Origin of the sequence: Enterobacter sp. K16B, assembly GCF_020216105.1 — a bacterium.
Lineage (GTDB): Bacteria > Pseudomonadota > Gammaproteobacteria > Enterobacterales > Enterobacteriaceae > Enterobacter > Enterobacter sichuanensis.
In genome coordinates this window covers 15,376-31,795 of sequence record NZ_JAIWJZ010000089.1, presented here as the reverse complement: position 1 = coordinate 31,795, position 16,420 = coordinate 15,376, and the positions used below count along the sequence as shown (strand labels likewise).

Here is a 16,420-nt window from a genome sequence, read left to right as displayed (position 1 = left end):
CGCCCCGGCCTTACGGAAACGCTTCGGCGATTTACAGCCGGACCAGGGTATCGCTGTAACTCATTAATTTTACTGAAGCAACGTCCATCGCTTCAGATAAAAAATTACTGGGGATTCCCCAGCCCTGTGTGAGAGGGCCGGGTGAGGGCACCAGAGCGCACCTAACCCTTGATCGGTGAATTCCGGCGCTTGCGCGGGGGATGGAAATGCCGCCAGTGTGGATCCTGCGCGGCTGCCAGCAGTTCGTGGTCGCCGCGGGTGTCTCCCCAGGCGCGCAGGTGATAGGCGTTCAAATCGCCGTACACTTTTTCCAGCCTGGCCACTTTCTGAGCGCAGCGGCAGTTATGGCCGGTAATGCGCCCCGTCAGCTTACCGTCTTTCACTTCCAACTGGGTACCAATCAGCTTAATGCCCAGTTTGTCGGCCCAGGGCTGGAGCACCAGCGCCGGCGACGCGGAACAGATGGTCACCTCCGCACCGGAATTCACCTCAGCCGCAACCGCCAGAACCCCTTCGGGGCGCATCAGCTTGTCCCAGTATTTTTCGCAAAACGCTTCCGCCTGCTGGCGTAACCAGTGTTCATCCACGCCCGTCAGGAACGTTTTAATCAGCACTTCTTTTAGCTCATCGCGCGTCAGCTTACGGCGCACGCAGTGGAGCGTAGGCAGCGCCATACGCACCAGGCGGCCTGCGAAGTAACGTTTCCCGAAGGCAAACCGCAGGAAAGGGATAAAGCTGTCGTGGTGCGTTAATGTCCCGTCAAAGTCAAAGACAGAGAGCACGCTGGATTTCGCCACCGTCTCGTCGGCAATCATATTGGTCATAAATACGTCTTAGCTGAAATACACATTCTTCGGATCAGTTTACCTGCTTTACCCTGGGAGTCCTTAGATCACCACCATTTTTTTCTCGATCTTGCGAACTGAAAGTGAGTCCAATTTTGGTCTCGATAAGCGTTGGTGAAAAAGTGAGCTGCCTATATTATCGCCACATCACGATTTTTAGGGGGACCCTTGGCCTCCGCAGGTAAGGAAAAATTCACTCACATACGCTCTCTGATATGACCTTAAGATCGCTTATTTCAATACTCTCGTTAAGTTTTGCCTCGTTTTCCGCCTTCAGTTTTCAACTGCCGGCATCAATGCTATCGATGAACAACGAGCTTGCGGCAGCGCCTGCGAAATCGGCGCTGCTTCACCCGGAAACGGGTCCGCTGCGCTCACGTATTCTCGATCAATACCAGAAGTGGAAAGGCACGCAGTATCAGTGGGGCGGCACCACGCATCGCGGGGTGGATTGCTCCGCGCTGATGCAGCATCTGTTCAGCGATGCCGTACATCTCGACCTGCCGCGCACCACAGGTGAGCAGATCCATCGCGGCGTGCAGGTGGCGCAATACCGCCTTCAGGTCGGGGATCTGGTGTTCTTCCAGACCGGCCCGAACCGTAAGCACGTCGGCGTATACATTGGCGACAGCCAGTTTATTCATGCCTCAAGCAGCCAGGGCGTGACGGTATCCACCCTGAACGACAGCTACTGGCAAGCGCACTATATTACTGCCCGCCGGGTTGCAGGCAGTGCGGCCTGACCGGCTCAGATAATGTCATCCACGACGCCACCGTCGACGCGCAACGCCGCGCCCGAGGTGGCGGAGGCCTGAGGCGAACAGACATAAATCACCATGTTGGCGACCTCTTCAACCGTGGCTGCGCGCTGGATCACCGAGCTGGGGCGGTTGGCCATCACAAACTCTTTTGCCAACTGCTCCAGCGATTTTCCGGTTTTCTCGATCTCGTCTTTCATCATCTCCGCGAAACCGTCCGACATCGTCGGGCCCGGCAAGACGCTGTTGACCGTCACACCGCTGCCCGCCACGAACTTCGCCAGTCCGCGCGCCAGCGAGAGTTGCGCCGTTTTGGTCACACCGTAGTGGATCATGTCCGCCGGAATATTGCAGGCCGACTCGGAGGAGATAAACACCACCCGTCCCCAGCCTTTCTGCACCATACCGGGAAGCAGAGCGCGGGAGAGGCGCACGCCGGACATCACGTTGGTCTGCCAGTAACGCTCCCAGGTGTCATCGTCGGTGGCATAGAAATCCTGCGGGCCGTAAATCCCGGCGTTATTGACCAGAATGTCGACATTGCTCGCCACCTTCAGCAGCGACTCCACCCCTTCATGTGAACCGAGATCGGCGATCGCGGCACGCACCTGCACGCCAGGCACCACCTGCTGTAGCTGTTGAATACCCTTGTTCACCGAGTCGGTGCTGCGCCCATTGACGATCACTTCCGCGCCGCTTTCAGCCAGCCCTCTGGCAATGGCGAAACCAATTCCGCCCGTTGAGGCGGTCACCAGCGCCACTTTTCCCGTCAGGTCGATCTTCATCATCAGGCTCCTTATCGTTTTAACGTTCGGACCTTAAAGCGTAGCAGGTGATAATGACGGCTCCTGGCTAAAAAGGCGCAACAGCGTCTCGACCTGCTCATCAAGCGGGGCGAGGGAGCGCTTAACGATCAGGTGCAGCGGCGTGGCCCGGCGCACGCCGTGACTGAGCGGTAGCAGCTTCAGCACCCCTTGCTCGAGTTGAGCCTGTATGCGCTCCTCCGGCAGCCAGCCGTAACCCACCTGCGACATCACCGCCTCAATGGCGGCGTCAATGGTGGAGAAGGTCCAGGAGCCTCCGGCCGTGCGTGCCGAAGACTGGTTATCCGCAATCTGGATGAGCGGCCACGGGCGGAGCATCTCATCGCTAAGCGGTGCGTCGAGCGTAAAGAGGGGATGCTGGTGATGCGCCACGGCAACAAAGTCGATGTTCATCAGCCATTCGCCCAGCCCGGTAATATCCTGGCGGCGGGTGAGCACCATCACATCGGCTTCATCGTTAATGGCCTCGGCGCGGGTGTTTTCCAGCACTTCGGTGAGGCGCACCTGCGTTTGCGGGTACTGTTGCTGGAACTGACGCAGGATGGCGAACAGACGACGGCGGGGGAAGATATTATCCACCACCAGATCCAGCCGCGTGCGCATGCCGTTGCGCAGGGTCGCCGCGCGGGTTTCAACATACGCGAAGGCTTTTAATAGCGGTTTGACCTGGTTGAGAAGCAGTTCCCCGGCGGGAGTCAACACCGCCCGGCGGCCCTCCTGAACCAGAAGCGCCACTCCCAGCCGTTCCTGCAAAAGCGACAGGTTATAGCTGACGGAAGACTGGCTGCGGTGAGTCTCTTCTGCGGCTCTGGCAAAGCTGCCCGCTTCAACCACTTTCGCCAGTAAAGACCATTGCTCAAGGGTCGTCTTGTGCATAATCAATCTAAAATTTGGATGAATTTGATTCAAACATAGCGTTATTTATTCATTTTTTGAAGGGGTACGATCGTCTCATCAAAACAAAGGAGACATCTTATGAACACCTTCGACAAACATGATTTAAGCGGCTTCGTCGGCAAACATCTGGTTTATACCTACGATAATGGCTGGAACTACGAGATTTATATCAAAAATGACACGACCATCGACTACCGTATTCACAGCGGTCTGGTAGGGAATCGTTGGGTAAAAGATCAGCGGGTGTATATCGCTCGCGTGGGTGAGAGCATCTGCAAAATCTCATGGACCGAGCCAACCGGCACCGACGTCAGCCTGATCGTGAACCTGGGCGATAAACTGTTCCATGGCACCATCTTCTTCCCGCGCTGGGTCATGAACAACCCGGAAAAAACCGTCTGCTTCCAGAACGATCATATTCCGCTGATGAACAGCTATCGCGATGCTGGCCCTGCGTATCCAACGGAAGTGATTGATGAATTTGCCACTATTACCTTTGTGCGCGACTGCGGTGCTAACGATGACAGCGTTATTGCGTGTGCGGCCAGCGAGTTACCAGAAAACTTTCCAGATAACTTAAAATAAGCGCGACAATTAACTAAAAAGAAAAGTTCCCGGCTATTCCCTATTATTTTGGAAAAACCGGGAATTTTTTTGTTTGTTGAGGTTTGGTTTAAACGTTACATTTTGAAAAGGTTGAATACGATCACAAAATAAATAATTCATAAAAGTGCAATCTGTTGATTATAAACTGATTTTCATGTTGTTTATTTCGGTTTAAATACTCGTCTTAATTTTTCCCTAAGAAATGAGCGCTACCTTGATATGAGTTTATGGTTCGTTGAAATAAACGAACTGGCAAATGGTTAATATCAAAAGCATGCCATTCTTATTGCAAGGAATTTAATGATGAGTGATTTTTTGCCTTTTTCCCGCCCGTCTATGGGCAATGAGGAATTAGCGGCATTGCAGGAGGTATTAGCCTCCGGCTGGATCACGACCGGGCCGAAAAATCAGGCGCTGGAAGAGGCATTTTGCCAGCTTACCGGCAATCAGCACGCGATTGCGGTCTGTTCAGCCACTGCAGGAATGCACGTCACGCTGATGGCGCTGAATATTGGCCCGGGCGATGAAGTCATTACCCCCTCCCAGACCTGGGTCTCCACGCTGAATATGATCGTTTTGCTGGGCGCCACGCCGGTGATGATTGACGTGGATAAAGAGACGTTGATGGTGACGCCCGACGCCGTTGAAGCGGCTATTACCCCGCGTACTAAAGCCATTATTCCCGTGCATTATGCCGGCGCGCCCTGTGATATCGACGCTATTCACGCCATCGGTGAACGTCACGGTATTCCGGTGATTGAAGACGCGGCCCATGCCGCCGGAACGTACTACAAAAACCGTCATGTCGGCTGGAAAGGAACGGCGATTTTCTCCTTCCACGCCATTAAAAATATGACCTGTGCAGAAGGCGGCTTAGTCGTTACGGATAATGCCGGGCTTGCGGCGCGGATCCGCAGCCTGAAATTCCATGGCCTGGGGGTGGATGCCTATGACCGCCAGACGCACGGCCGTGCGCCGCAGGCGGAGGTGATCGCGCCGGGCTACAAATACAACCTCGCGGATATCAATGCCGCGCTGGCCCTGGTGCAGCTGGGCAAGCTGAAAGAGGCCAACCAACGCCGCCAGGCGATCGCTGAACGCTACCTGCGCGAGCTCGCCGATACGCCGTTCCAGCCGTTGACTATCCCGTCATGGCCGCACGTTCACGCCTGGCATCTGTTTATTATTCGCGTGGATGAAGCGCGCTGCGGGATCTCCCGCGACAGCCTGATGACCGCGCTGAAAGAGAAGGGCATCGGCACCGGCCTCCATTTCCGCGCGGCACACACGCAAAAATACTACCGCGAGCGTTTTCCTGATGTATCGCTCCCGAATTCTGAATGGAATAGCGCGCGTATTTGTTCTCTCCCACTTTTCCCGGACATGACTCATGACGACACAACCCGCGTCATTACCGCGCTCCATCAGCTTGCAGGACATTGATATGTTCAGTGCACCGCCCGTACAAAAAGTTTCCGTGGTTATCCCGGTTTATAACGAGCAGGAGAGCCTGCCTGAACTGATTCGCCGCACCACGGCTGCCTGCGACACGATGGGCAAAGCCTACGAAATTCTGCTGGTGGATGACGGCAGTAGCGACAATTCCGCGCTGATGATGACCGAAGCCGCGCAGGCTGAAGGCAGCCATATCGTTGCGGTGCTGCTCAACCGTAACTACGGCCAGCACTCGGCGATTATGGCGGGGTTTAGCCACGTTACGGGCGATCTGGTCATCACCCTGGATGCGGACCTGCAAAATCCGCCGGAAGAGATCCCGCGTCTGGTGGCCAAAGCCGATGAAGGCTTTGATGTGGTCGGCACGGTACGGCAAAACCGTCAGGACAGCCTGTTCCGCAAGCTGGCCTCACGCACCATTAACCGTCTTATCCAGCGCACCACCGGTAAAGCGATGGGCGATTACGGCTGTATGCTGCGCGCTTACCGCCGCCATATCGTCGACGCCATGCTGCACTGCCATGAACGCAGCACCTTTATTCCGATCCTCGCCAACACCTTTGCCCGTAAGGCGACGGAGATCCCGGTTCTGCACGCCGAGCGCGAGCACGGGGAGTCGAAGTACAGCTTTATGCGTCTCATCAACCTGATGTACGACCTCATCACCTGCCTGACCACCACGCCGCTGCGCCTGCTGAGCGTTTTCGGCAGCATTATCGCCGTCGCCGGATTTGCGCTGTCCGTTCTGCTGGTTGTCCTGCGCCTGGTCTTTGGTCCGCAGTGGGCGGCGGAAGGGGTCTTCATGCTCTTTGCCGTGCTGTTTATGTTCATCGGCGCCCAGTTTGTCGGGATGGGGCTGCTCGGTGAGTACATTGGCCGTATCTATAACGATGTTCGCGCGCGTCCGCGCTACTTTATCCAACGTGTTGTCCGTCAGGAACACAAAGCATCTCAAGAGGAAAACCACCCATGAAAGCTGTTGTCTTTGCCTATCACGATATGGGGTGCACGGGCACGCAGGCCCTGCTGGACGCGGGCTATGATATTGCTGCAATTTTTACCCATCCGGACAATGCCGGAGAGAATACCTTTTTCGGCTCTGTGGCGCGTATCGCCGCCGAGCATGGGATCCCGGTTTATGCGCCGGACGACGTTAACCACCCGCTGTGGGTGGAGCGCATCCGCGCGCTCGCCCCGGATATGATCTTCTCGTTCTACTACCGCAATCTGCTCTGCGATGAGATCTTAGGCCTGGCCGCAAAAGGGGCCTTTAATCTTCACGGCTCTCTGCTGCCTGCCTACCGTGGCCGCGCCCCACTGAACTGGGTGCTGGTGAACGGTGAGACGGAAACCGGCGTGACGCTGCACCGCATGGTGCGCCGTGCGGATGCGGGCGCCATCGTGGCTCAGCAGAAAGTCGCTATCGACGCTGACGACACCGCGCTGCAGCTGCATCACAAGCTGAATGCGACGGCGCAGACGCTGCTGCGTGATGTGCTGCCGACCATCCTGAACGGCACCTTCAGCGAGACCGCGCAGGATGAGAGCAAGGCAAGCTGCTTTGGCCGCCGTACGCCGGAAGATGGCCGTCTGGACTGGAGCAAGCCTGCCCGCCAGCTGCACAACCTGGTGCGCGCCGTGACCGACCCGTGGCCGGGCGCATACAGCTTTGCGGGCGTCAGCAAGTTTATCGTCTGGAAATCTCGCGTGCGTGACGACATTCCGGCCGCCAGACCGGGCACCGTTGTCTCCGTCTCCCCGCTGATTGTGAGCTGTGGTGAGCAGGCGCTGGAGATCGTCACCGGGCAAACCGACAACGGCCTGTACGTGCAGGGCACCCAGCTGGCGCAGTCTCTGGGGCTGGTGGCCGGGGCACTGATCACCAGCGCACCGGTGGTGGCTCTCAAACGCCGCACCCGCGTGCTGATCCTCGGCGTGAACGGCTTTATCGGTAACCACCTGACCGAACGCCTGCTCAAAGATGATAACTATGAAATTTATGGCCTGGATATTGGCGCGGATGCCATCAGCCGGTTCCTCAATAACCCGCGTTTCCACTTTGTGGAAGGGGACATCAGCATCCACTCTGAGTGGATCGAGTACCACATTAAAAAATGTGACGTGGTGCTGCCGCTGGTCGCCATTGCCACGCCAATCGAGTACACCCGTAACCCGCTGCGCGTGTTCGAGCTGGATTTCGAAGAGAACCTGAAGATCATCCGCGACTGCGTGAAATACGACAAGCGCATCATCTTCCCGTCCACCTCTGAAGTGTACGGCATGTGCACCGATAAGAACTTCGATGAAGACACCTCTAACCTGGTGGTCGGGCCGATCAACAAACAGCGCTGGATTTACTCTGTCTCTAAACAGCTGCTGGACCGCGTGATTTGGGCCTACGGCGAGAAAGAGGGGCTGCGCTTTACCCTGTTCCGTCCGTTTAACTGGATGGGCCCCCGTCTGGATAACCTGAACGCGGCGCGTATCGGTAGCTCCCGCGCGATCACCCAGCTGATCCTGAACCTGGTGGAAGGCTCACCTATTAAGCTTATCGAAGGCGGTAAACAGAAACGCTGCTTTACGGATATCAGCGACGGGATCGAAGCCCTGTTCCGCATCATCGAAAACAAAGATAACCGCTGCAATGGTGAAATCATCAACATCGGCAACCCGGATAACGAAGCGAGCATTCGCGAGCTGGCCGAAATGCTGCTGGCAAGCTTTGAGCGCCATCCACTGCGCGATAAATTCCCGCCGTTTGCCGGTTTCCGCGAAGTGGAAAGCAGCAGCTACTATGGCAAAGGCTACCAGGATGTCGAGCACCGTAAGCCCAGCATTCGCAATGCGAAGCGCTGCCTGAACTGGACGCCGACGGTGAAGATGGAGCAGACCATCGATGAAACGCTCGATTTCTTCCTGCGCACCGTGGAGCTCTCGGAACAGGCCTCATGAAAAAAGTCGGTTTACGCATTGATGTCGACACCTTCAGGGGGACGCGTGACGGCGTCCCCAAACTGCTGGAACTGCTGGGCAGGCACGGTGTGCGTTCCAGCATTTTCTTCAGCGTGGGGCCTGACAACATGGGACGCCATTTATGGCGTCTGGTTAAACCGGCGTTTCTGTTCAAAATGGTGCGCTCGCGCGCCGCATCCCTCTACGGCTGGGATATTTTGCTGGCTGGCACAGCCTGGCCCGGCAGGCGCATCGGCGCGGGTAATGAAGCGGTGATCCGTGAGGCGGCGCAGCACCATGAAGTGGGCCTGCACGCCTGGGATCACCATGCCTGGCAAGCCTGGGCGGGCGTCTGGGACATCCCGCGCCTGACCCGCGAAGTCGAGCGCGGGATGCTGGAGCTGGAGGCGATTACCGGTCAGCCGGTGCGCTGCTCCGCTGTGGCAGGCTGGCGCGCGGATCAGCGTGTGGTGAAAGCCAAAGAGCCCTTCGCGTTTCGCTACAACAGCGACTGCCGCGGAACCGGACCCTTTTTGCCACTGTTGGGCGAAAATCGCTACGGTACGGTGCAAATTCCCGTCACGCTTCCCACCTGGGATGAAGTGGTGGGGCGCGAGGTGACCGCCGACGGGTTCAACCGCTATATTCTGGACTGCATCCATCGCGACGCCGGTACGCCGGTGTATACCATCCATGCCGAAGTGGAAGGGATTGCCTTCCAGCAGGATTTCGATGCGCTGCTGACCCTGGCCGCGCAGGAGGGGATCACCTTCTGCCCGTTAAGCGAGTTGCTGCCTGACGATCTCAGCACCCTGCCCGTGGGCAAAGTTGTCCGTAATGAACTGGCTGGCCGGGAAGGCTGGCTTGGCTTTCAACAAACCGTGAGTTCGGTCCCATGAAAACAGCCCGTTATGGCTTAGCGCTTCTCGCACTGTTTATCGTTTACTACCTCATCCCGGTCGATATCCGCCTGCTGTGGCAGCCTGATGAAACGCGCTATGCGGAAATCAGCCGCGAAATGCTGGCCTCCGGTGACTGGGTGGTCCCCCATTTTCTGGGGCTGCGTTACTTTGAAAAACCGATTGCTGGCTACTGGATCAACAGTCTCGGGCAAGTATTGTTCGGGCACTCGAACCTTGCCGTGCGCGCGGGGGCGATCTTCTCCACCGGACTGACGGCGCTGCTGGTTATCTGGATGGCCTGGCGTCTCTGGCAGGATAAGCGAACAGCTCTTTTCTCCGGCCTTATTTTCCTGACCCTGTTCCTTGTCTATGGCATTGGTACGTATGCGGTGCTGGATCCCATTATCACCCTGTGGCTGGTGGCGGCGATGTGCAGCTTCTGGCTGGCCTCACAGGCCCAAACCGTGGCCGGAAAAGCCGGTGGCTATGTGCTGCTTGGGCTGGCGTGCGGGATGGGGGTGATGACCAAAGGCTTCCTGGCGCTGGCGGTACCGGTGATTGGCGTGCTGCCGTGGATGATAGCGCAGAAGCGCTGGAAAGAGGTGCTGATATTTGGCTGGCTCGCGATCCTGAGCTGCGTGCTGATTGTTCTGCCTTGGGCGCTGGCCATTGCGCAGCGTGAGCCTGATTTCTGGCGTTACTTCTTCTGGGTGGAGCATATTCAGCGTTTTGCTCAGAGCGACGCGCAGCACAAAGCGCCGTTCTGGTATTACCTGCCGTTCCTGATTGCGGGCAGCCTGCCGTGGCTGGCGCTACTGCCCGGCGCGTTTCGTTTCGGCTGGCATGACAGACAAAACGCGGGCGGCGGGTTCTATCTGCTGGGTTGGGTGGTGATGCCGCTGCTGTTCTTCAGCATTGCCAAAGGCAAGCTGCCGACCTACATCCTGCCCTGTTTTGCCCCGCTGGCGATCCTGATGGCGCGCTATGCCTGCCTCGCGGCGGAAAAAGGTGCCAGAGCGCTGCGCATTAACGGCGGGATTAACCTGGCGTTTGGCGTCATCGGCGTGGCGGCGGCGCTGGTGGTCTCGCCGTGGGGGCTGGCTAAGCATCCTGTCTGGACATCCGTTGAGCTGTATAAAGTCTTCTGTGCGGTGGTGGCGTTCCTCATCTGGGCCGCGGTAGGCTGGTTTACCTTCCGGCAGAGCCCGCAGCGCTGGTGGCTGGCTGCCTTGTGTCCTGCGGGACTGGCGTTGCTGATTGGTTTTGCCATTCCTAACCTGGTGGTGGATTCCAAACAGCCGCAGTCGCTGGTCGATACCGTGCGCGAGCCGCTGCAGAACAGCCGGTTTGTGCTGGCCAACAATGTTGGCGTGGCCGCCGGCCTGGCGTGGGAGCTGAAACGTAATGACATCACCCTGTTTGGTCAGAGTGGCGAGCTGCGCTACGGGCTGGATTATCCCGATGTTAACGATCGTTTTGTCGGCAAAGATGACTTCGCGCAGTGGCTGGCGGCGCATCGTCAGCAGGGACGCGTATCGCTGGTTATCCTGCTGTCAAAACGCGATGACCTTGCCCGGGCGAATCTGCCCGAGCCTGACAGCCTCTATATCCAGGGCCGTCTGGCCTACCTGCAGTATCTGCCGAAATGATGATCTGGATCTGGCTGATACTGGCAAGCGTGCTCAGCTGTGCGGGGCAGTTGTGTCAGAAGCAAGCCACCCGTCCGGCGAAAGCCGGGCGGCGTGGGGCGCATATCGCGCTGTGGCTTGGTCTGGCAATGCTGATGCTGGGCTGCGGGATGCTGGTCTGGCTGGTGGTGCTGCAACGCCTGCCCGTCGGCATTGCCTACCCGATGCTGAGTCTCAATTTTGTCTGGGTGACGCTGGCGGCGAAGGTTGTCTGGCGTGAGCACGTCGCGTCACACCACTGGCTGGGGGTGGGGTTCATCATCATGGGGATTATTATCCTGGGAGGGAGCCTGTGAAAGGGGCGTTGTGGGCGTTATGCAGCGTGCTGTTAGTCAGCGCCGCGCAGCTGCTGCTGCGAAGCGCCATGCAGGCGCTTCCCTCTGTAGGCGAGGCGTTCGCATTTCTCCAGGCCCTCTGGCATTTCTCGTCCGGTACCGGTGCGCTGCTGCTGGGGTTAACGGGGTATGTCGCCTCTATGGGCTGCTGGTATCTGGCGCTGCACCGTATGGCGCTCAGCAAAGCGTATGCCTTGCTGAGCCTCAGCTATATCCTGGTGTGGGGCGCGGCGATCCTGTTGCCCGGCTGGGACGAACATTTTTCCTGGCGTGGGCTGGCGGGTGTCGGGTTGATTATACTGGGCGTGCTGGTGATATTTCGGCCAGCGCGTCGTGGATCAAACCGGCCCTGAGCTCAAAGGGCGTTGCGGTGCAGACCGCGAGACTGAGCGAGTCCACCCGGCAGTGGCTCACCGAGTGGAACGCGCTGGCGGTACTGTCAATGCTGACCATTTGCCAGGCGTGACCGCCGCGCTGTTTAACAATCGCTTCTTTTCGCGTCCAGATGCGCCAGAATGCCGTAAGCTGGCTCGCTGGCGTCTCCTTTTCCAGTTCATCGTGCTCGGCGTTACTGAAGAGGGCATTGGCGAGCGTGCGCCAGTTGTCCTGCGGGCGAATATGTTCCAGCGAACATCCCACGCTGCCTTCATCGCTGATAATTAACGCAATATCGTCCTGAGAGTGGCTAAAGCTGAACCACAGCGGGTAGTCGTCCGCAAAAAGGGGCTTCCCCTGTTCGTTGTGGATAATCTCCGGGAGCGGCTTCGGAGCCAGCAGACGCGAAAGCAGCCCGCGACCCGCCAGCCAGCGCGCGCGCCGGGCGCCTTCGGGCGCGTGTTCACAGAGTGCTTCAGCCCAGCGATCGGTGCTCAGCGAAGAGATCTTTCCCAGAAAAACCTGGTACATATAACGTCTGGCCTTCAGTCAAAACAGAGAGAGCCGCAAAGTTGCGCGGCGAAACCATTACTATAATCCATTGACCCCAGGAATGGCTAACCAGACGAGAGCGCTTACCCGGGCAACCGGCTTTTCGGTCGTCCCGGCCCAAGCAGAATGGCCAGCTTGCTGCCGCCTTTGGTGGTCTCCATCCAGATCTTACACACGCTGGTGAGCGGGACTGACAGCAGCATCCCGACCGGACCCAGCAGCCATCCCCAAATCAGTAAAGATAAGAACACCACCAGCGTCGACATTCCCAGCCGGTGGCCCATCATGCGCGGCTCAAGAATATTCCCCAGCACCATGTGCACCACGAGGAACAGCGCCCCCACCAGCATGCACTCGTAGAAGCCATTAAACAGAAACGCCTGAATCATCGGCGGTACGGCAGAGAGCACCGCGCCAATATTGGGCACGTAGTTGAGCAGAAAGGCCAGCACGCCCCACATCAGCGCGAACTGCACGTCCATCAGCATCAGCCCCAGCCAGACAATGATCCCGGTCCATACGCTCAGCAGCGTTTTCAGCGCCAGATATTTGGAGACGCCCTTCAGCGCCCGGTGTAAGCCGGCAATGTGGATCTGGGGATTATTCAGCGCAAAGCGCAGCTTATAGGGGACGTGGCGCACTTCGAACAGCATAAACACCACCGTCATGACCAGCAGCAGAATGCTGGCCATCGCCCCGGAGAGACCCGTCATCAACGTGGTGGCGTAGGTCATGACTTTCTCTGAATCCATCCTGCGCAGCATCCGTTCGGGTGAGATATGCAGATTAAGAAAGGGGACCATCTCCTGCAGCGCCACGATCTTCCGCGTCAGCTCTTTGTTGTACTGCGGCAGCATCGTGGAGAACTCGCTCAGGGAGGCCGCCAGCACGCCGAAAAGCGCCGTCAGGGCAATCAGCATCACAATAACCACGATGGTAATAGCCACCGGGCGGCTGACGCCCCGGCGTAAAAACCAGGTCACCAGCGGGTTAAGCACGATGGCAAAAAAGAGCGCCAGCAGGAGCTGGACAATAATGTCAGCGGCGGCATGGATACCCGCAAGGATAACCACCAGACAGGCGAGTTTTAATAAGATATGGAGTCCAGCTTTGTCGGACGGATTAGGGGTCATGCGTGTTCCTTTATGTGGTTGCCCGTTAAGTGTAGTGCGCGGGATCCGCCTCGTCTGGCACCGTTAATCTGAAAAGTCGCTGCTGATTTTCTGTTGGCGTCGTGGTAATAGTGAAACACTGTTGCAAAATTCCAGGTAAAACCCCATGCCCGAACCTGCCGCTGAACCGGCGCTAAGCGGACTGCGCCTCAATCTGCGCATCGTGTCCGTCGTGATTTTCAACTTTGCCAGCTATTTGACCATCGGCCTGCCGCTGGCGATCTTGCCGGGCTATGTCCATGACGTTATGGGCTTCAGTGCCTTCTGGGCGGGGCTGGTGATTAGCCTGCAGTATTTCGCCACGCTCCTGAGCCGCCCGCATGCCGGACGCTACGCGGACCTGTTCGGTCCAAAAAGCATCGTGGTTGTCGGGTTGTGCGGCTGTTTCCTGAGTGGGCTGAGCTACCTGCTGGCTGCCACAACCAGCCACTGGCCGCTGGTCAGTCTGGTGTTGCTCTGCCTGGGCCGCGTCATCCTCGGCATTGGGCAAAGCCTGGCGGGAACCGGGTCAACGCTGTGGGGCGTGGGGGTGGTCGGTGCGCCGCACATTGGACGGGTGATCTCCTGGAACGGCATTGTCACCTACGGCGCAATGGCGTTGGGCGCCCCGCTTGGGGTGATGTGTTATGCGTATGGCGGTCTCTACGGGCTGGCGGGCACCATCATGCTGGTCGCGCTGGTGGCGATCCTCTTTGCCCTGCCGCGCCCGAAAGTCAAAGCCAGCAAAGGTAAACCACTGCCGTTCCGGGCAGTGCTCGGACGGGTCTGGCCATACGGGATGGCGCTGGCGCTGGCGACCACCGGCTTCGGGGTCATCGCCACCTTCATTACCCTGTTTTACGATGCCAAAGGCTGGGACGGCGCCGCCTTTGCGTTAACCCTGTTCAGCTGTGCGTTTGTGGGCGCGCGGTTACTTTTCCCTAACGGTATCAACCGTCTGGGCGGGCTGAACGTGGCGATGATCTGCTTTGTGGTGGAGATGGTTGGCCTGCTGTTGACCGGCATAGCCATGGCACCATGGGTCGCGAAAGTGGGCGTCTTCCTTGCGGGGGCGGGCTTTTCACTGGTCTTCCCGGCACTGGGTGTGGTGGCAGTTAAAGCCGTGCCGCCGCAGAATCAGGGGGCGGCGCTGGCGACCTATACGGTATTTATGGATATGTCATTAGGCATTACCGGCCCGCTGGCGGGTCTGGTGATGGCCTGGGCAGGCGTACCGGTTATCTATCTGGCCGCGGCGGGTCTGGTGGTGATTGCCTTGATGCTGACATGGCGGCTAAAAAAATGGCCCCCGGTGCAGGCACCGGAGGCCACGTCATCATCGTGAAGCGTTACTGGATCACGATGGTGTTAATGATGTTTTCCGCAGCCGTTTGCGCTTTCTGCTGATCTTCCGCTGGCAGGGTGATCTGCAGGGTCAGCAGTTTGTTATCGACCTTGCCCAGCACAACAGAAGAGTAAGCGGTCTGGCCTTTTGCAGAGATGATGCTGTCCAGCTGCTGCAGCGTGTGGCCTTTCAGTTCGATGGACTTGTTGGTGACCACCTGCAGCTGCGGATCGCGGCTGCGCTGCTGATCTTCCAGGCGTTTGGACAGGACGGCCAGGTCTTCGCTGGTGTTATCGCCCACAATCACAATGACCGCTTTCTGACCGGTTGCGTCGGAGTAAACGTGCATATTGTTCGCCTGCGTACCCAGCTTGCCGCTCTGGTCAGTCATATCGGCTGGCAGAGAGAAACTGAGTTTGCCATCCATCAGATTCACCGGCTGACCGGTTGCGTTGCTCTCAGCGGATGCACCCTGAGCAGGCGTTTTCGTGTCGCTGTTATCACAGGCTGCAAGACCCACAACCAGCAGGCCAATCCCGACATATTTAACCAGATTGCGCATTGACTTCTTCCTTTCGATAAACGGCCATAACGGCTCATTCGCTCATCTTATCACAACTGATAAAGCGAACCTTTAACCAGCCTGTAATGCTGTGATTTCAGATTTATCTGCCAGCCTTTTCAGCAGCATATTCAACAGGACGCCGTACATGGGCAGGAAGAAGACAATGCTGATGAGCACCTTGAAGCAGTAGTCCACCAGGGCGATCTCCATCCAGTGTTCGGCCATAAACGCATCCGGACTGTGCCAGAAGGCGATGAAGAAGAACGCCAGCGTATCGCTGACGTTGCCGAACAGCGTCGAGGCGGTGGGGGCCATCCACCAGCGATGATTCTGACGCAGGCGATTAAACACATGCACGTCGAGGATCTGCCCCAGCGCATAAGCCATAAAGCTTGCGGTGGCGATACGGGCGACAAACAGGTTGAAGTGGGTCAACGCCTCAAAGCCCTGCCAGCTTCCCATATAGAACAGGGAGGAAATCACGTACGAGATGAACAGCGCCGGAAGCATGACGGCAAAAATAATGCGTCGGGCCAGCGGTGCGCCAAAGATACGTACGGTTAAATCCGTGGCGAGGAAAATAAACGGAAAACTGAACGCGCCCCAGGTGGTGTGAAAACCAAAAATGGCGATCGGGAGCTGCACCAGATAGTTGCTGGAGGTGATCACCAGCAAATGGAAAAGCGAAAGCCAGAACAACGCTTTTACGCGCTGTGATTCAGAAAACTGCGTCATATTGTGACCTTTTTATACGTTGGGGTGAGGGAACCCAATAAAAACCGCAGAATGATACTGCTTTGGCAGGACATTGCAATGGTTAGTTTTTACGCAATCGTTAACCTGGTTTGCATTGACTGCCACGGGGCGTAAACTACAGCCGTTTTTACCTGACCGAGAAGATCATGACCGACCTGTTTTCCAGCCCAGACCACACCCTTGACGCCCAGGGCCTTCGCTGCCCGGAACCGGTAATGATGGTACGTAAAACCGTGCGCAACATGCAGACCGGGGAAACGCTGCTGATCATCGCCGACGATCCGGCAACGACCCGCGATATCCCCGGGTTTTGTACTTTTATGGAGCATGAGCTGGTGGCACAGCAGACTGAGGCGCTACCGTACCGGTATTTGATTCGTAAGGGTTAAGTGGGCTGCCCTCTGCGGCCTGATG

Annotated in this window: 18 protein-coding genes; 11 read left to right on the top strand and 7 right to left on the bottom strand. The window is 57.5% G+C overall.

Annotated features, from left to right (window positions below):
• Positions 1-161 precede the first annotated feature (161 nt).
• The gene (locus tag LDK53_RS16380; RefSeq protein WP_025759624.1) at positions 162-824 is read right to left on the bottom strand and encodes an HAD family hydrolase; all 663 of its coding nucleotides are present in this window, start codon (positions 822-824) and stop codon (positions 162-164) included.
• A gap of 236 nt (positions 825-1,060) precedes the next feature.
• On the opposite strand from LDK53_RS16380, the gene LDK53_RS16375 reads away from it, so the two are divergent.
• Positions 1,061-1,588, top strand: coding sequence for an NlpC/P60 family protein (locus tag LDK53_RS16375; protein ID WP_032672654.1), 528 nt, complete (start codon positions 1,061-1,063; stop codon positions 1,586-1,588).
• Between the two features lie 5 nt (positions 1,589-1,593).
• On the opposite strand, the gene LDK53_RS16370 is transcribed toward LDK53_RS16375, so the two are convergent.
• Positions 1,594-2,388: an SDR family NAD(P)-dependent oxidoreductase gene (locus LDK53_RS16370; RefSeq protein ID WP_025759627.1), complete on the bottom strand. Its 795-nt coding sequence runs from the start codon at positions 2,386-2,388 to the stop codon at positions 1,594-1,596.
• Positions 2,389-2,421: 33 nt separating this feature from the next.
• Entirely contained in the window at positions 2,422-3,303 is an 882-nt protein-coding gene (locus tag LDK53_RS16365; RefSeq protein WP_225287589.1) for a LysR family transcriptional regulator, read from the bottom strand.
• Between the two features lie 99 nt (positions 3,304-3,402).
• On the opposite strand from LDK53_RS16365, the gene LDK53_RS16360 reads away from it, so the two are divergent.
• The 8 genes from LDK53_RS16360 to arnF all read left to right on the top strand — a co-directional run bounded on the left by LDK53_RS16360 (position 3,403) and on the right by arnF (position 11,615).
• Positions 3,403-3,909 (top strand): phenolic acid decarboxylase, encoded by a 507-nt coding sequence (locus LDK53_RS16360; RefSeq protein ID WP_047959649.1) that lies wholly within the window; start codon positions 3,403-3,405, stop codon positions 3,907-3,909.
• Between the two features lie 324 nt (positions 3,910-4,233).
• Positions 4,234-5,373, top strand: a complete 1,140-nt coding sequence (arnB, locus tag LDK53_RS16355) for a UDP-4-amino-4-deoxy-L-arabinose aminotransferase (RefSeq protein ID WP_225287590.1) — start codon at positions 4,234-4,236, stop codon at positions 5,371-5,373.
• Position 5,374: 1 nt separating this feature from the next.
• Entirely contained in the window at positions 5,375-6,358 is a 984-nt protein-coding gene (arnC, locus tag LDK53_RS16350; protein WP_025759633.1) for an undecaprenyl-phosphate 4-deoxy-4-formamido-L-arabinose transferase, read from the top strand.
• Complete coding sequence (arnA, locus tag LDK53_RS16345; RefSeq protein WP_225287588.1) at positions 6,355-8,337, top strand: bifunctional UDP-4-amino-4-deoxy-L-arabinose formyltransferase/UDP-glucuronic acid oxidase ArnA; 1,983 nt, start codon at positions 6,355-6,357, stop codon at positions 8,335-8,337. The genes arnC and arnA overlap by 4 nt, the downstream gene beginning before the upstream one ends.
• Entirely contained in the window at positions 8,334-9,236 is a 903-nt protein-coding gene (gene arnD / locus LDK53_RS16340; RefSeq protein ID WP_225287587.1) for a 4-deoxy-4-formamido-L-arabinose-phosphoundecaprenol deformylase, read from the top strand. Before arnA ends, arnD begins: the two co-directional genes overlap by 4 nt.
• Positions 9,233-10,888, top strand: a complete 1,656-nt coding sequence (gene arnT / locus LDK53_RS16335; RefSeq protein WP_225287586.1) for a lipid IV(A) 4-amino-4-deoxy-L-arabinosyltransferase — start codon at positions 9,233-9,235, stop codon at positions 10,886-10,888. The genes arnD and arnT overlap by 4 nt, the downstream gene beginning before the upstream one ends.
• The gene (arnE, locus tag LDK53_RS16330) at positions 10,885-11,223 is read left to right on the top strand and encodes a 4-amino-4-deoxy-L-arabinose-phosphoundecaprenol flippase subunit ArnE (protein WP_025759637.1); all 339 of its coding nucleotides are present in this window, start codon (positions 10,885-10,887) and stop codon (positions 11,221-11,223) included. The genes arnT and arnE overlap by 4 nt, the downstream gene beginning before the upstream one ends.
• A complete protein-coding gene (arnF, locus tag LDK53_RS16325; protein ID WP_225287585.1) occupies positions 11,220-11,615 on the top strand; it encodes a 4-amino-4-deoxy-L-arabinose-phosphoundecaprenol flippase subunit ArnF in 396 nt (131 codons plus the stop codon). Before arnE ends, arnF begins: the two co-directional genes overlap by 4 nt.
• Here the strand turns inward: arnF and acpT are convergent.
• Both acpT and LDK53_RS16315 read right to left on the bottom strand, forming a co-directional pair.
• Positions 11,557-12,168, bottom strand: a complete 612-nt coding sequence (acpT, locus tag LDK53_RS16320; RefSeq protein WP_225287584.1) for a 4'-phosphopantetheinyl transferase AcpT — start codon at positions 12,166-12,168, stop codon at positions 11,557-11,559. The two genes, arnF and acpT, sit on opposite strands and share 59 nt — an antisense overlap.
• Before the next feature lie 104 nt (positions 12,169-12,272).
• Entirely contained in the window at positions 12,273-13,322 is a 1,050-nt protein-coding gene (locus LDK53_RS16315; protein ID WP_045286765.1) for an AI-2E family transporter, read from the bottom strand.
• A gap of 145 nt (positions 13,323-13,467) precedes the next feature.
• Here LDK53_RS16315 and LDK53_RS16310 point away from each other — a divergent pair, with 145 nt between their 5' ends.
• Positions 13,468-14,685 (top strand): MFS transporter, encoded by a 1,218-nt coding sequence (locus LDK53_RS16310; protein WP_225287583.1) that lies wholly within the window; start codon positions 13,468-13,470, stop codon positions 14,683-14,685.
• Positions 14,686-14,689: 4 nt separating this feature from the next.
• Here LDK53_RS16310 and LDK53_RS16305 read toward each other — a convergent pair whose 3' ends face one another.
• Positions 14,690-15,247 (bottom strand): DcrB family lipoprotein, encoded by a 558-nt coding sequence (locus LDK53_RS16305; protein WP_094919395.1) that lies wholly within the window; start codon positions 15,245-15,247, stop codon positions 14,690-14,692.
• Between the two features lie 72 nt (positions 15,248-15,319).
• Entirely contained in the window at positions 15,320-15,985 is a 666-nt protein-coding gene (locus LDK53_RS16300) for a 7-cyano-7-deazaguanine/7-aminomethyl-7-deazaguanine transporter (protein ID WP_045286763.1), read from the bottom strand.
• A gap of 167 nt (positions 15,986-16,152) precedes the next feature.
• Between LDK53_RS16300 and tusA the strand changes: the two genes are divergently transcribed.
• Positions 16,153-16,395, top strand: coding sequence for a sulfurtransferase TusA (gene tusA, locus LDK53_RS16295; protein ID WP_008503071.1), 243 nt, complete (start codon positions 16,153-16,155; stop codon positions 16,393-16,395).
• The last annotated feature ends 25 nt before the right edge of the window (positions 16,396-16,420 follow it).

What these genes read in the sequence shown, in the direction of transcription:
- acpT (WP_225287584.1), bottom strand. Translation starts at nt 12,168, where the DNA reads ATGTACCAGGTTTTTCTGGGAAAGATCTCTTCGCTGAGCACCGATCGC.
- LDK53_RS16310 (WP_225287583.1), top strand. Translation starts at nt 13,468, where the DNA reads ATGCCCGAACCTGCCGCTGAACCGGCGCTAAGCGGACTGCGCCTCAAT.
- tusA (WP_008503071.1), top strand. Translation starts at nt 16,153, where the DNA reads ATGACCGACCTGTTTTCCAGCCCAGACCACACCCTTGACGCCCAGGGC.
- LDK53_RS16315 (WP_045286765.1), bottom strand. Translation starts at nt 13,322, where the DNA reads ATGACCCCTAATCCGTCCGACAAAGCTGGACTCCATATCTTATTAAAA.
- arnD (WP_225287587.1), top strand. Translation starts at nt 8,334, where the DNA reads ATGAAAAAAGTCGGTTTACGCATTGATGTCGACACCTTCAGGGGGACG.
- LDK53_RS16375 (WP_032672654.1), top strand. Translation starts at nt 1,061, where the DNA reads ATGACCTTAAGATCGCTTATTTCAATACTCTCGTTAAGTTTTGCCTCG.
- arnC (WP_025759633.1), top strand. Translation starts at nt 5,375, where the DNA reads ATGTTCAGTGCACCGCCCGTACAAAAAGTTTCCGTGGTTATCCCGGTT.
- LDK53_RS16300 (WP_045286763.1), bottom strand. Translation starts at nt 15,985, where the DNA reads ATGACGCAGTTTTCTGAATCACAGCGCGTAAAAGCGTTGTTCTGGCTT.
- LDK53_RS16305 (WP_094919395.1), bottom strand. Translation starts at nt 15,247, where the DNA reads ATGCGCAATCTGGTTAAATATGTCGGGATTGGCCTGCTGGTTGTGGGT.
- arnE (WP_025759637.1), top strand. Translation starts at nt 10,885, where the DNA reads ATGATGATCTGGATCTGGCTGATACTGGCAAGCGTGCTCAGCTGTGCG.
- LDK53_RS16365 (WP_225287589.1), bottom strand. Translation starts at nt 3,303, where the DNA reads ATGCACAAGACGACCCTTGAGCAATGGTCTTTACTGGCGAAAGTGGTT.
- LDK53_RS16360 (WP_047959649.1), top strand. Translation starts at nt 3,403, where the DNA reads ATGAACACCTTCGACAAACATGATTTAAGCGGCTTCGTCGGCAAACAT.
- LDK53_RS16370 (WP_025759627.1), bottom strand. Translation starts at nt 2,388, where the DNA reads ATGAAGATCGACCTGACGGGAAAAGTGGCGCTGGTGACCGCCTCAACG.
- arnT (WP_225287586.1), top strand. Translation starts at nt 9,233, where the DNA reads ATGAAAACAGCCCGTTATGGCTTAGCGCTTCTCGCACTGTTTATCGTT.
- LDK53_RS16380 (WP_025759624.1), bottom strand. Translation starts at nt 824, where the DNA reads ATGACCAATATGATTGCCGACGAGACGGTGGCGAAATCCAGCGTGCTC.
- arnA (WP_225287588.1), top strand. Translation starts at nt 6,355, where the DNA reads ATGAAAGCTGTTGTCTTTGCCTATCACGATATGGGGTGCACGGGCACG.
- arnB (WP_225287590.1), top strand. Translation starts at nt 4,234, where the DNA reads ATGAGTGATTTTTTGCCTTTTTCCCGCCCGTCTATGGGCAATGAGGAA.